The organism is Kiloniella litopenaei (assembly GCF_000982415.1).
GTDB classification, from domain to species: Bacteria; Pseudomonadota; Alphaproteobacteria; order Kiloniellales; family Kiloniellaceae; genus Kiloniella; species Kiloniella litopenaei.
Genome location: NZ_LANI01000006.1, coordinates 67,444 through 80,660 on the forward strand (window position 1 = coordinate 67,444; position 13,217 = coordinate 80,660).

The 13,217-nt window shown below is 46.6% G+C and carries 12 protein-coding genes; 4 read left to right on the forward strand and 8 right to left on the reverse strand.

Features of this window, described 5'->3' with window-relative positions:
* Nucleotides 1-24: 24 nt before the first annotated feature.
* From WH95_RS10035 to WH95_RS10045, 3 genes are all read right to left on the reverse strand, one after another.
* A complete protein-coding gene (locus WH95_RS10035; protein WP_052741926.1) occupies nt 25-495 on the reverse strand; it encodes a hypothetical protein in 471 nt (156 codons plus the stop codon).
* A 112-nt stretch (nt 496-607) separates the two neighbouring features.
* Nucleotides 608-1,591 carry a GlxA family transcriptional regulator gene (locus WH95_RS10040; protein WP_046506410.1) on the reverse strand — a complete coding sequence of 328 codons (984 nt, stop codon included), beginning with the start codon at nt 1,589-1,591 and terminating at the stop codon, nt 608-610.
* 176 nt (nt 1,592-1,767) lie between these two features.
* Nucleotides 1,768-2,937, reverse strand: a complete 1,170-nt coding sequence (locus WH95_RS10045; protein ID WP_245622962.1) for an aminotransferase class V-fold PLP-dependent enzyme — start codon at nt 2,935-2,937, stop codon at nt 1,768-1,770.
* A 217-nt stretch (nt 2,938-3,154) separates the two neighbouring features.
* On the opposite strand from WH95_RS10045, the gene WH95_RS10050 reads away from it, so the two are divergent.
* Nucleotides 3,155-3,775 carry a LysE family translocator gene (locus WH95_RS10050; RefSeq protein ID WP_046506416.1) on the forward strand — a complete coding sequence of 207 codons (621 nt, stop codon included), beginning with the start codon at nt 3,155-3,157 and terminating at the stop codon, nt 3,773-3,775.
* Between the two features lies 1 nt (nt 3,776).
* Here the strand turns inward: WH95_RS10050 and WH95_RS10055 are convergent, their stop codons facing one another.
* Together WH95_RS10055 and WH95_RS10060 are read right to left on the reverse strand one after the other, a co-directional pair.
* Entirely contained in the window at nt 3,777-5,078 is a 1,302-nt protein-coding gene (locus WH95_RS10055; RefSeq protein WP_046506419.1) for an NAD(P)/FAD-dependent oxidoreductase, read from the reverse strand.
* 151 nt (nt 5,079-5,229) lie between these two features.
* Nucleotides 5,230-5,694, reverse strand: a complete 465-nt coding sequence (locus WH95_RS10060; protein ID WP_046506422.1) for an Lrp/AsnC family transcriptional regulator — start codon at nt 5,692-5,694, stop codon at nt 5,230-5,232.
* A gap of 133 nt (nt 5,695-5,827) precedes the next feature.
* Between WH95_RS10060 and WH95_RS10065 the strand changes: the two genes are divergently transcribed.
* Together WH95_RS10065 and WH95_RS10070 are read left to right on the forward strand one after the other, a co-directional pair.
* Complete coding sequence (locus WH95_RS10065) at nt 5,828-6,097, forward strand: DUF6356 family protein (RefSeq protein ID WP_046506425.1); 270 nt, start codon at nt 5,828-5,830, stop codon at nt 6,095-6,097.
* Nucleotides 6,098-6,283: 186 nt separating this feature from the next.
* Complete coding sequence (locus WH95_RS10070) at nt 6,284-7,291, forward strand: YeiH family protein (protein WP_046506428.1); 1,008 nt, start codon at nt 6,284-6,286, stop codon at nt 7,289-7,291.
* Between the two features lie 37 nt (nt 7,292-7,328).
* On the opposite strand, the gene WH95_RS10075 is transcribed toward WH95_RS10070, so the two are convergent.
* Nucleotides 7,329-8,720, reverse strand: a complete 1,392-nt coding sequence (locus WH95_RS10075; protein WP_046506430.1) for a dipeptidase — start codon at nt 8,718-8,720, stop codon at nt 7,329-7,331.
* Nucleotides 8,721-8,989: 269 nt separating this feature from the next.
* Here WH95_RS10075 and WH95_RS10080 point away from each other — a divergent pair, with 269 nt between their 5' ends.
* A complete protein-coding gene (locus tag WH95_RS10080; protein WP_046506432.1) occupies nt 8,990-9,775 on the forward strand; it encodes an NAD(P)-binding domain-containing protein in 786 nt (261 codons plus the stop codon).
* 267 nt (nt 9,776-10,042) lie between these two features.
* Here WH95_RS10080 and asnB read toward each other — a convergent pair whose 3' ends face one another.
* Both asnB and WH95_RS10090 read right to left on the reverse strand, forming a co-directional pair.
* Nucleotides 10,043-12,007 carry an asparagine synthase (glutamine-hydrolyzing) gene (gene asnB / locus WH95_RS10085; protein ID WP_046506435.1) on the reverse strand — a complete coding sequence of 655 codons (1,965 nt, stop codon included), beginning with the start codon at nt 12,005-12,007 and terminating at the stop codon, nt 10,043-10,045.
* 77 nt (nt 12,008-12,084) lie between these two features.
* On the reverse strand, nt 12,085-13,110 hold the full coding sequence (locus WH95_RS10090) for an NAD-dependent epimerase (protein WP_046506438.1): 1,026 nt from the start codon (nt 13,108-13,110) through the stop codon (nt 12,085-12,087).
* Between the last annotated feature and the right edge of the window lie 107 nt (nt 13,111-13,217).

Below are 13,217 nucleotides of genomic sequence, written 5' to 3' on the forward strand. Positions count from 1 at the left end.
ATATGATTTAGAGGTATCTAATAATTATTTCTTTAAAACGTTTTCCAGAACATCCAGCGCCTTGTTGGTCAATATGTCAATCAAGACAACATCGTCATCCACGATAACAAACCGGCTGTTTGCCCGGCGCGGCAATCTGCTTTGCAGGTCGGCAGGAAGATCACGCTTGGCCAGACCCGGAGGCAGTGAGCCTTTCTCATCCAGTTGCTTTTGCAACCCCGGCGGCAAAGATCCTTTTTTCGCCAACCCGGGTGGCAGACCTTTTTTCTTCCCCTTGCCCTTATCCTTTTTGTGATCTTGGGACGTCTGGTCATCCTTACCGAAATAACGATTAATCACCGTCCGCTCAATTTCGCTGATCACATCTTCAATGACCTGCTCTTGCGACGTTTGTGATGCATAGACTGGCGACAGGGACACAAGCCCAATTGCACTCACACCCAGAACCGCTGGCACGATAGCTACAGCAAAACTTTTTTTGATTAGACGTTTCATAACGCAACCTCATTTCTTGCTCGTTAAGGAACACTATAAGCGAAAAGAGGCAAAAATTGGATCAGCGTAAATATACGTAGTTTACGAAAATACCAGTTATAACTTCTGGGTTTTATAACTTCTGGGTTTGACTGGGAAGTTTACGTTCTGAAAGCGGTGTGCAGCCAAAGAAGTTACGATAACAACGCGAGAAATGCGCAGACGAGTTATAACCACAGGCCAGAGCAACTTCGATAATGCGCATCTTGGTTTGCATGATCAACTGCCGTGAGCGATAGAGCCTCAGTTCGCTATAGTATCGGGCCGGAGACTTATTGAACTGTTTACTGAACATGCGCTCCAGTTGACGACGCGATGACCCGGCGATCTTGGAGAGTTCTTCAAGGCTCAAAGGCTCTTCCAAATGGTCTTCCATAATCTGAATTACCCGCAACAGGCGCTGATCCTGAATGGAATAGCGTGCTGAAAGACCAAAGTACTGGAACTCTCGCCGATCTCTGATCCGTTCGTGTACGAACTGATCCGCCACCATCCTCGCTAACTCAAAGCCGTGCAGGTCAGAGATAAAGTTCAACATCATATCCAGACCGGCTGTGCCACCAACACAGGTAAAGCCCTTTGCACTGACTTCAAACAGTTCGTTAGAGGTGTCAATTTCGGGAAATGTTTCCTTGAAGGCCGATAAATATTCCCAATGAACCGCACATTTTGTTTTATCCGCCAACCCGGCTTTGGCCAGATAATAGGATGCCGTATAAAGCGCCCCGATCACCTTTCCCTGACGTCCAATGGATCTCAACCACGGCATAAAGTCAGAGGTGTCAAAGCCGGATATATTATGACCGCCACAAAGAATAATATTTTCAGGCGCGCTCGCCGATGCCAGATCCCCCTGTACCTCCAGACGCAATCCATTCGATGCCTCGACATTCTTGCCATCCAGAGAAAAAACAGGGCAATCGTAGAGAGGTTCGCGCGCGACCTTGCTTGCAACCCGCAAGGGCTCCATTGCGAAGGTAAAAGAATTCATCGAAAACCCGGGCAAGAGCAAAAAGCCAACGCGTCGGGTTTTGCCTTCTTTGGGTTCTGGAAACATTTTGTTCTCTTTTACAAATATCTAGCACGAGTAATGGGTACAATAACCGGATTCTGTCGCTTTTCACATAAAACGACACATACACCTTCTAAGCGGCCTGTCCCAAGGTTTCAATAGCAGAAACAAGAAAGGCTGCCTGAAACAGACAGCCTTTGGTAAATCGCCGTGTCATACGACTATTTATTTTTATGCCAGTATTCAATAGCAGCACCAACACCTTTACCCGGCTCAATGTCCATCCCCAGATCACGCATCACCATTTCGGCGCCGCCAAGTGCGCTAAACAGCATACATTCGTTCAAATCACCAAGGTGCCCGATCCTGAATAACTTTCCAGCAACCTGGGTAAGTCCACCACCGAGAGAAAGGTTGTAATCCTGATAGGCCCGTTTCACGATTTCCTGTCCATCAATATGCTCGGGAACCATAACACCGGTAACAGTATCAGATTGCCATTCAGGTGTTTTGGCACAGGTTGACAACCCCCATGCAGCAACAGCCTGCCGCACCCCTTCTGCCAGACGATGATGTCTTTGCCACACGTTTTCCATACCCTCTTCCAGCAAGACATCTACAGAAGCTCGCAAGCCTCTTAACAGTCCCATGGCTGGCGTATAGGGACCAAATCCGGTACGGGTTTGATTAATCATCATCTTGAAATCAAAATAGAAGCGCGGACAGGATGCTGTTTCACCAGCCTGCAGCGCCTTTTGGCTAACCCCAATGATGCCAAGGCCCGTTGGCAACATAAAACCCTTTTGCGACCCAGCGACAGCAAGATCAACGCCCCAGGCATCCATCTCAAATTCAATGGCCCCAATGGAGCTGATACCATCTACATAAAGTAGGGCCGGATGATTACAGGCATCCAGAGCAGCCCGAACACCTTTGATATCGGATGTGACACCGGTCGCCGTTTCATTGTGGCAAACAATAACCCCTTTGATTTCATGCTGTGTATCAGCAGCCAGACGCTCGGCAATTTGTCCCACTGGCGCGCCCTCGCCCCACGGCACATCTATATCTTCGACCTCAATGCCGAGCGCGCGACACGAATCAATCCACAGGCTTGAAAACTGTCCGAAGCGCGCTGTAAGCACCTTGTCACCCGGTGAAAGTGTATTGGTAATGGCCGCTTCCCATCCCCCTGTTCCAGATGATGGAAAAACAATCACTTCCCCCTTGTCTGTCCGAAAGATTTTCTTCAGGTCTTCAAACAGAGGCACCATAAAATCCGGTGCAGAAATAGCGCGGTGATCTTCGGTATTTACATCCATTGCCAGCCGAATACGTTCCGGCATATTTGTTGGTCCGGGGATGAAAAGTGAATTACGACCAGCCATCATTTAATCCTTAAGCAGTATATCTCAACATAAATTTTTCAAAGACTACGCAAATAGCAAAAGGACAAAAAGGATCAATACGGATCAGGAATTGTGACGAAAACGCAAAAATCTCCTTTTCAACCCCACAGCCTTGCATGACCACAACCTTGCACGAAAGGAAAAAGAAGCGCAGGATCAGCCATCTAACCAATCACGTTCCTAAAAATCGAGTTTTCCCATGACATTAGAAGTGTGGCTTCTTTTCATTGCCGTCAGTCTTGCGCCTGCAATCAGCCCCGGCCCCGCAGTATTCCTGGCCCTTTCCAACACGCTCAAGTTTGGGGGGCGCGCAACGATCTGGTCCGCGACAGGGAATGCGCTTGGTTTGTTTATCCTCGGGTTTGGGGCTGCCCTAGGTTTGGGTACCATTATGGAAACGTCAGCTCTGGCCTTTACAATTCTAAAGTTTATTGGCGCGGCCTATCTGATCTGGCTCGGCATTAAAACCTGGAGGGATAAAAGCGGCTTGGTAGAAGAAAACCAAAACACACTCCCGCCTCAAAAGCATAAACTTTTTTCAACTGCGCTGATTGTATCCCTCACCAATCCCAAGGCGATTGTTGTTATATTGGCGCTGTTTCCTCCCTTTATGAGCGCAGAGGGTTCAGCCCTCTTTCAGGCCACAGTCTTATCCGCAACCTACGCTGCCCTTTGCTTTTTGAACCACCTGACAATTGCCTTGATGGGTGGCCGGTTAAAGAATTTTATGAATAGTGTGAAACGCATTCGCCTTGTTCGACGCGTTCTGGGTGTCACTTTTGTCAGCTTTGGCGCTCTGCTCGCTTCAGCCCAAAGATAAACTACCACCCCATCCTGTCCGCAAAAGCATGCCAGCGGATCATGAAAGGCATAAACCAAGGGGAACCGTTATAAAGCTGTCGGCTCTTAAAAGGCAGATCATCCAACTCGGTTCGCCCTTCCGGATCTCCTAAAACCTTCAAGGCTGTTTTCCGTCCAAAATAAACGGCGCGACCAACACCCGAACCACAATACCCCATTGCATAGTGCACGCCGTCAACTTCCCCCACATGCGGGGCATGATCAAAGGTATAGGCAACAACACCGGACCAGCCATATTCAACCCTTACAGATTGTAACTGTGGATAAATCCGCCTCATCGCATTTCTGAGATAAGGAACGTATTCTTGCGGATTATCCTTGAGGTCCTTTGCTCTACCGCCAAAAATCATGCGCTTTCCATCCGCAGATGGGCGGTAATAAAAAACCAGACGATGGGTATCGCCATGACCTCTTAGTTTGGGGGAAAGTTCGCGAATTTTTTCCGGTGGCAGCTCTTCCGTTGCTGTTACCGCAGAGCGGATCGGTATAAGACGTCGACGAAACCATTTCAGGTTTTTAGGCGTGTAGCCATTGGTTGCGACGATAACATTACGTGCCATCAAAGAGTGGCTCTTTGTACGAACCTCTAGTTTTCCTTCTGAACCAGAAATATCCTGAACCGCTTGCTCGCCATATATCTTTGCACCAGCTTCAGTGGCTTTTTGTAACAGTCCTTGCAACAGCAATGCAGGCTGAAGCGTACCATCATCTTCATAAACAGCCCCGCCATGATAAAGGTCAGAACCGATTTCATAGTGCTGTTCAGATTTAGGCACCATGTGGACGTTGAGACCAAGCTCTCTTTGCATGATCTCGACCTGACGGGCAAGACTGTCATAATGCTTGGGGTGAACGGCCCCGCGAAACCGCCCGCGCATTACCAACTCGCAGTCAATTTTTTCCTTTTCAACAAAAGAAACAAGCGATCGCATGCTATCCAGACTTTCGCGCATAATGGCACGTGCTTTTTCTTTTCCATAGGCACGCTCCAGCCCCTTCAGACCAAGCTTATGAAAACTTGGCCCCAATAATCCTCCGTTACGAGCCGAACAGCCCCATCCCGGACGTTCGGCATCCAGAACAACAACAGATCGCCCTGCACGCGCCAAGGTAAGTGCTGCGGAAAGTCCCGTGTAGCCAGCACCAATGATTACAACATCAGATTTTTTGGGCGGAAGGTCAGGCTGGACAAAACTGCCCGGTTGAAAGCGAGAATCAGACCACCAAAAAGGTTGATGGATAAAGGTTTCAGATCCGGTCATAATAGAGCTCTGCGCTATGGGGAAAGGTCGGTACAGAAGAAAAATTGTGGTCGAAGAATATGCTGCCATGACCATGAAGCCTTGGGAAGCAGAAAACGGGACCCGACTGATCTAATACACTGGCAAAAGAGCGCAACAGCTCCCCTCTGCCCTAGCGTTTATCCAGCGGCACCTCTGTTGTTTCCTTGATCTTTTCCATCGAGAAATAAGATGTCACATCATGCAAGGGCGCTGTGCGAATAATCTTTTTATAAACGCGATCATAGTCTTCGATGCTGGACACCAGAATTTTCAACAGGTAATCAACATTTCCGTTGAGCCGATGAAACTCAACCACCTCATCAATCTTGCTGATACCTTCAGAAAAGCTCTCAAGCCAGCCATCCCCGTGATGCGCCGTTCTCAACTCAACAAAAACCGTCAACTCTTTCCCCACCATTGCCGGATCAACCAAAGCGACCTGTTTTTTGATAACGCCTGATTCCTGCAATAGCTTTATGCGCCGCCAGCACGCGTTGGTCGACAGATTGACCAGCTCGGCAATCTCAGATGCGGGGCGACTGGCATCCCGCTGTAGTTCCTTTAAAATCCGAAGGTCAACATCATCCAACTTCATACCACACCTTATTTTTGGGATATTTTCTCAATTATTAGATATATTACCACGAAAAATGAGAAAAAATCATCTTGAATGTTGATCTATACTGAGAAAAAGCAACAAAACTAACTGCTATGTCTTGGTGAATAAAATGAAAAAAATTATCGACAATCTTTTTATCAACCATCCACAATCTGTGAACGAAACATATTTTGAGCACATGGGGCAGGCTCTATATTTTTCATTTAATATGTGCATTGGCTTTTTTGTTTGTCTGTGCCATGCGTTCATTCCCGGTGCCTTTAAAAAAACGGGCAGTCAATTGGTTACAAAACTATACGACAGAATGGTACAAAACCGGATGCGCCACCAAGCCCAACAAGACGCGCTAATTGAAAACACGAAAACAGAACGCGCCTGACGCTTCTTTATCCTCCGGCAATATTCATAATTATGGCGCCGCTTTAACAAAAAGCATGCCCCATCATTGGTTTTGCTTAAAAGATAGTTTTCTTGAGATTTAAAGGTGATATTCCTCTAGGATATTCGTCAATATCTGTCGTACTTTCCACGCGATGCAATCACCAAAGATATATTGAGCAAAACAATGCCTGTTCTCGTTTTGGGGGCCGAAAAGTACGCCCAACTTAAATCACTTCTGCCCGGTATTATGCTGGCCGTCATTCTGGCTTTTGCAGCAACCTTTATATCCGATCATCATGGTGGACCAACACTGCTTTATGCCTTGCTTTTTGGCATGAGCCTCAACTCCCTTATCGAAGGATCATCCGCCAAACCAGGCATTGAATTCACCAGCAAGTCCGTCCTGCGCATTGGTGTTGCTCTTTTGGGTGTACGGATAGGGCTGGACCAAATTACACAACTTGGGATCACATCGACCATCATCTTGGTAATCGCTGTCATTATTACAATTGTTTCTGGTGTACTTATTGCCCGTTTCTTTGGGTTTGATAAACGTTTTGGACTGTTAACCGGGGGTGCCACTGCTATCTGCGGCGCTTCGGCGGCTCTGGCCATTTCGGCTGCGCTGCCGGCCTCTCCGACCAAAGAACGTTCGACGCTTTTTGCTGTTGTCGCCGTGACAACACTCTCGACATTGGCGATGATTCTATATCCCCCACTCGCTTTATGGATGGAAATGACACCAGAAGAATCGGGTTTCTTTATTGGCGGTACAATCCATGATGTGGCACAGGTGGTAGGGGCTGGTTATTCCATTTCACCAGAAGCGGGTGATGCAGCCACAGTGGCTAAGCTATTTCGAGTAGCGCTTCTTGTTCCAATCACACTTTTTGTCATGGTCATCTTCAAACAGACCAGTCAAAACAAAGTTAAGGCCTACCTGCCCCCGCTTTTTTTAATCGGCTTTATTGCTTTCACGGGCTTACGTTCCACAGGACTGTTATCAGATTTTTGGATTACGCAATTCTCTGAACTATCCCGCTGGTGTCTCATTACGGCGATCGCGGCCGTCGGACTAAAGACATCTTTGCGTGATGTTCTCCAGATAGGGCATCAAGCCTTGATCCTTGTCGTCATCGAAACCTTGATTATTGCCGGATTGATCATTGGCAGTATCTATTTGATTCACTAAGAAGCAAAAAGGGCGACTTTTCAGTCGCCCTTGCTTTTTATTCACTTCCCAGTGCAGCTATAATTCGAACCCAGGAACGAATTCCCTTGTGGAAGCTTTTGAGATCGTATTTTTCATTGGGGCTATGAATGCGGTCATCTTCCAATGCAAAACCAACCAGCAGCGTTTCCATCCCCAATACACGACGGAACTCTGTTGTAATTGGTATAGAACCACCCGACCCGATCAGGGCGGCTTCTTTGTTCCATTCGTCGGAAAGCGCTTTGATCACCTTCTGTGTTTCCGGCATATCCGTATCCACAACCAAGGGACCGAACTCCCCCCCGACAGATTCATATTCAACCGAACAATCTGCCGGAAGACGTTCTTCAATAAAGGCACGGAAGGCTTCACGAATTTTCGCGGGCTCCTGCTGATCTACCAAACGGAAGGTAAACTTGGCATTGGCTTCGGCTGGAATAACGGTTTTAGATCCTTCTCCGTTATACCCTCCCCAAATACCATTCACTTCACAGGTTGGGCGAGATGTCAGCTGTTCAAGGACAGAATAGCCCTCTTCCCCGGCGGGCACGGAAAGTCCAACTTCTCCAAGAAACTCCTCGCTATCAAATCCCAATTCATCCCATTGTTTTTTAATATCTGCAGGCAGTTCGCCAACACCATCATAAAAGCCCGGGATTTGAACGCGCCCCTTGTCATCACGTAAATCAGCGATAATTTTGGACAGAACATGCAAGGGATTACGCGCTGCTGAACCATAACCACCGGAATGGAGATCGCGATCAGCAGCCTTGATCACCAGGTTTTCTTTCATCATGCCACGAAGGCGAACTGTAATCGCCGGGGTATCCTTGTCCCACATGCCAGTATCACAAACCAGCGCCAGGTCGGCCTTAAGCTCTTCTTTATGGGTCGCAAGAAAATCATCCAGGCTTGGGCTGCCTGTTTCTTCTTCGCCTTCAAGAATCATTGATGCGTTCAATGGTAATTTACCCGTTACAGCACGCCAGGCACGACAAGCTTCCACGAAAGTTAACAACTGCCCCTTGTCATCCGACGTTCCACGTCCTGTCAGTTCCTTACTGCCGTCTGGCAGCTCTTTTACGGTCGGTTCAAAAGGTGGATTGTCCCAAAGTTCCAACGGATCTACAGGCTGAACATCATAGTGACCATAAAAGAGAACATGTGGCCCGGCATCATGGTCCGGCGTATGAGCAACAACCATTGGGTGACCGGGCGTTGGTCGAACAGACGCATCAAACTGAAGCCCTTTAAGCTCGCGTTCTAGCCATTCTGCCGCTTTCTGACATTCTGCTTTGTAGGCAGGATCAGTTGAAATACTCTCAATTCTGACAAGTTCAAACAATCTGTCGATAGACTCATCCAGATGGTTATCCACATGGGATAACACTTTATCCAGAGCGCTCATTCCTATGCTCCTAGTGTTTTATCGTTTTTATTAGCCTCAATAAGGCGCTTTGGCTCTCACTTGCGTGTTCAGCAAATCATTCTGCTAGAGATTTTCTGTGTTCACGGCATAGCGGAAGATTATTTCAACAAAGCTAACAGAACCTAACTCAACTAGGCAAGTTGTGTTTCCCACAAGTCCCTATCCAAAATCAGAATTAGGCAAATCAAGGGAAAATGCTTACATTAATTGTGTCCTTCAGTTGCTTCCATATAAGGCGATACAAACAAATGATCAAAAACACTGCAAACCCGATACTCGGCATATTAGGCGTTGGGTACTTCGCCTCCTATTTCATTACGTCACTCAGAAATGGCGGGTACGAAGGAACAATCTATCTATCACCAAGGAATGCCCAAACAGCAAAGAGGCTTTCAGAAGAACATCGATGCTTGATTGCACAGAATAACCAGGACGTCATAGACAAATCCGATATCATCTTAATCTCTGTCAGGCCTGAACAGTTATCTGACTTGCTGGGCCAGTTGTCATTTCGAAATGATCAAATCGTGATCTCAGCAGTGGCCGGTAAAACAATCGACGAACACTTCACAATAGCGGATAATTTGCCACCAACACTTATTCGCATGATCCCAGTATGTAGTATTGAAGCAGGCGAAGGTGTTGTCCCCATTTTCCCCTCAAACGCAGAGGTGGAGAAATTAGCCAACTATACTGGCACGCCAATCAGCTTTGATTCCGAACATGATTTTGATCTGGCTTTGACCACATCCTGCATGAACGGTTGGCTTTATGAATTTTTTGGCACCATGACAGACTGGCTGGAGAAAAAGGGACTTAGCCAAGACAAAGCCCGAAAGGTCATTTTGCATAATATCAGGGGGGCAACCGCCTACGCGCTGCAAAAAGACGATCAAAAACTCGCTGACATCACCCGTGAAATTGCCACAGAAGGAACCTTCACCCTTGAAGGATTAAACCTCCTGAAAAAACAACAGGGATTCACCGCCTGGGACCAGGCTTTGGACCATGTGCATAAAAAGCTTGGGGAATAAATTGATCTCCTAGCAAATGACTTGGTCCGGACAATCTGTCTCAGTGTTTCTGTGACCCTACTTCCTTGAATTGGCGATGAATAACTTTCCCCGGGTTAGATAAAAAATCATCTCTCCCAGTTCTTATGCATTTCCATGGCTGGCGGCGAACAGGCAAAATACTATCCACGCTTGAAAGTATCTATTTGCCTGCCAAGCTTCGAACACGTGATCCCCAAAGGTTGGCTGGATATTGTGTTGGGTAATTTAATCGGAAAAGAAAAATAGCTATCCGTATTGGTTCAACTTTACAGTCGGAGACACTGTATTTTCTTGTTGCCATGCCTGAAACATCAAAATATCCCAAATCAGATATTGCCAATTTCGGCGTCCGGACAGGTGTTCTTGCCACTTCTCACGTATTGGCTCGTGCCTGAAAATACCGCCTTCATTTAAGGATTTTACAGACAAAAGATCTTCGGTCCATTCACGCAGTGGACCGCGAAGCCATGAATCAATTGGCACTCCAAAACCCATTTTAGGTCGCTCGATAAGCTCCCGAGGAACATATTTGTAGAGAACTTGACGAAGTATCCATTTACCTTGACCATTCCTGATTTTCATATGTTGAGGCAACTTCCAAGCAAAATCCACAACACGATGATCAAGCAAAGGCACTCGCGCCTCCAGGGAAACTGACATAGAAGCTCGATCCACTTTGGTCAAGATATCATCCGGCAGATAGGTCAAAGTATCCAGATACTGCATCCGGTCAATGAAATTGGGTATTCTCTGTTTTACTTCATCGTTCCACATAATGCCTTTTGGCTCGGCCCCGCCAATAACGACGCTGTCGGGATCGGACCAATGGCTTACGAGACCACGATAAAAAGCGTCTTTACCACCATCTAATATTTTAGCAAGCTTGTGCAGCTTGTCTCCGAATAAAGTTGGACGTCGGCTTGACGGGATCAACTTTGCCAAAAAATCCCAACTTCGTGGAGATATCCCTTGGATAAGTCCGGCTTCTAGGCGACGTAGTATTTGTGGTTGCCCAAAGATAGCTCTTCCATATTTTTCAGCTGTAAAATACCTGGTATAGCCAGAGAAAAGCTCATCCCCACCATCTCCCGAGAGTGCGACAGTGACGTGCTCTCTTGTCATCTTCGAGACAAGATAAGTCGGTATTTGTGATGAGTCGGAAAAAGGCTCATCAAAATAAAAAGGAAGTTTTGGAATGACATCCCGTGCTTCTTGGGGAGAAACATACAATTCGGTATGATCAGTGCGTAAATGCTTCGCCACTTCTGCGGCATGCTTTGCCTCATTATATCCTTCTTCATGGAATCCAATTGAAAAAGTCCGAACAGGGCGTCCACTTTGCGCCTGCATCAAAGCAACAACGGTTGAGGAATCAATACCACCGGAAAGAAAAGCACCAAGCGGAACATCAGCCATCATGCGACGCCCTGTTGCATCCAGGAGAAGTTGATGCAAAGCCTCGATAGCTTCTTCGTCAGAGCCCTGAAAAGATTTCTTGCTGGCATCCTCCACAACATCATCAAGTGACCAATATTGTTCTAATTTTGGTTTTTCATTAGCACGGACAGAGATCATCCAACCGGGTTCAAGCTTGTTAACCCCTTGGTAGATGGAAGAAGCACCACCAATATAGTTATGCCGTAAAAAACCAGCAACAGCATTTCTATTGATCTCACTGGGGCAATCAGGATGAACCCGCAAGGTTTTCAATTCCGACCCGAAGAGAAAACTCTTTGGTGTTTTCGCCCAAAACAACGGTTTAATACCAAGCCTGTCACGCGTGATGGTCAATCGCTTTTCATCACGATCCCACAAGGCAAAGACAAACATACCTATTAATCGTTGAATAGTGTTCTTCACCCCCCAACGTGCGCAACCTTCAAGGATGACTTCTGTATCAGAATGTCCGCGAAACTTAATACCTGTTGCTTCTAATTCCGGCCTAATCTCGTTGTGATTATAAACTTCCCCGTTATAAATAATCACATACCTTCCACAGGCAGAAACCATCGGCTGTGCCCCTGCAGGACTGAGGTCAACAATAGCCAGTCTCCGGTGAGAAAAGGCCAGACCGGATTCACCTTCGACCCAAACATCACCACTATCCGGCCCACGATGAAGCATCGCAGCCCCCATAGCAGTTGCTATCTGAGCCAAATTGTCTTCACTACGTTCTAGGTTGTTTTCAAGAAACCCTGCGACACCACACATGACTATGCCCCCTGACATGCTTCACAAAGGGCATACCGTGAGCATGATTATTCATTAAATGAAAGCTGATATGACTTTTATGAGTTGATTTTATAGTAGGATTTATACCAGTCAACAAAGTGTCCAATACCCTCTTCAATCGTCACAGAAGGAGTGTAGCCTGTGATTTCCGTTAACTCAGTTACATCCGCCCAGGTTGCTGGAACGTCGCCATCTTGCATTGGTAACATGTTGTATTCGGCCTTTACGCCCAATTTCTCTTCCAAAATCTCAATATAACGCATCAATTTTTCGCAGCGTGTATTACCGATATTCACAACTCTGTAGGGAGCAATCCCACTGGTATTAGGATTTGGATTATCGCTGTCCCAATTCTTATCGATAGAGGGCGGAACTTCAGTCAACCTGCTGATGCCCTCGACAATATCCTTCACATAGGTAAAGTCACGTTGCATGTTCCCATTATTGAAAACATTGATTGGCTTTCCAGCTAAGATATCACGGGTAAACATGAAGAGTGCCATATCAGGGCGCCCCCAGGGACCATAGACCGTGAAAAAACGCATCCCCGTACTTGGAATATTGAAAAGATGCGAATAGGAATGCGCCATCATCTCGTTAGATTTTTTGGTCGCAGCATAAAGCGTCATGGGATGCTCTGCGCTTTCGCTCACCTTAAAAGGCATAGAGGTGTTGGCGCCATAAGCCGAACTGGTTGAGGCATAGACCAAATGCTCGACAGGGTAATGACGACAGGCCTCAAGAATATTGAGAAAGCCATCAACGTTTGACTTAAGATAGGCTCTCGGGTTTTCCAAACTGTAGCGAACCCCTGCCTGAGCAGCCAGGTTTACACAGTAATTTGGACGATGTTCTTTGAAGACGGCTTCAATAGCAGACCAGTCAGCCAGATCTATTCTTTTTTCGATAAAACTTTCATGCTGAAGAAGTTTTTTAAGACGAGCTTCTTTCAATGAAACATCATAATAGTCGCTAACAATATCAATACCGACAACCTTATACCCTTGCCCGAGCAACAGTTCAGCAAGGTGGTACCCTATAAATCCAGCGGTACCAGTGACTACAAACGTTTTATTCGGCATAAGCACTATCAATCCAAAGGAAATTATTACTTCAGGATTTGATCTTTACATCAAAGCATCAGCGTCTACAACTGAACGAACAAATCAAAAGTCACAAAAAAGTATTC

What these genes read in the sequence shown, in the direction of transcription:
- WH95_RS10035 (WP_052741926.1), bottom strand. Translation starts at nt 495, where the DNA reads ATGAAACGTCTAATCAAAAAAAGTTTTGCTGTAGCTATCGTGCCAGCG.
- WH95_RS10040 (WP_046506410.1), bottom strand. Translation starts at nt 1,591, where the DNA reads ATGTTTCCAGAACCCAAAGAAGGCAAAACCCGACGCGTTGGCTTTTTG.
- WH95_RS10045 (WP_245622962.1), bottom strand. Translation starts at nt 2,937, where the DNA reads ATGATGGCTGGTCGTAATTCACTTTTCATCCCCGGACCAACAAATATG.
- WH95_RS10050 (WP_046506416.1), top strand. Translation starts at nt 3,155, where the DNA reads ATGACATTAGAAGTGTGGCTTCTTTTCATTGCCGTCAGTCTTGCGCCT.
- WH95_RS10055 (WP_046506419.1), bottom strand. Translation starts at nt 5,078, where the DNA reads ATGACCGGATCTGAAACCTTTATCCATCAACCTTTTTGGTGGTCTGAT.
- WH95_RS10060 (WP_046506422.1), bottom strand. Translation starts at nt 5,694, where the DNA reads ATGAAGTTGGATGATGTTGACCTTCGGATTTTAAAGGAACTACAGCGG.
- WH95_RS10065 (WP_046506425.1), top strand. Translation starts at nt 5,828, where the DNA reads ATGAAAAAAATTATCGACAATCTTTTTATCAACCATCCACAATCTGTG.
- WH95_RS10070 (WP_046506428.1), top strand. Translation starts at nt 6,284, where the DNA reads ATGCCTGTTCTCGTTTTGGGGGCCGAAAAGTACGCCCAACTTAAATCA.
- WH95_RS10075 (WP_046506430.1), bottom strand. Translation starts at nt 8,720, where the DNA reads ATGAGCGCTCTGGATAAAGTGTTATCCCATGTGGATAACCATCTGGAT.
- WH95_RS10080 (WP_046506432.1), top strand. Translation starts at nt 8,990, where the DNA reads ATGATCAAAAACACTGCAAACCCGATACTCGGCATATTAGGCGTTGGG.
- asnB (WP_046506435.1), bottom strand. Translation starts at nt 12,007, where the DNA reads ATGTGTGGTGTCGCAGGGTTTCTTGAAAACAACCTAGAACGTAGTGAA.
- WH95_RS10090 (WP_046506438.1), bottom strand. Translation starts at nt 13,110, where the DNA reads ATGCCGAATAAAACGTTTGTAGTCACTGGTACCGCTGGATTTATAGGG.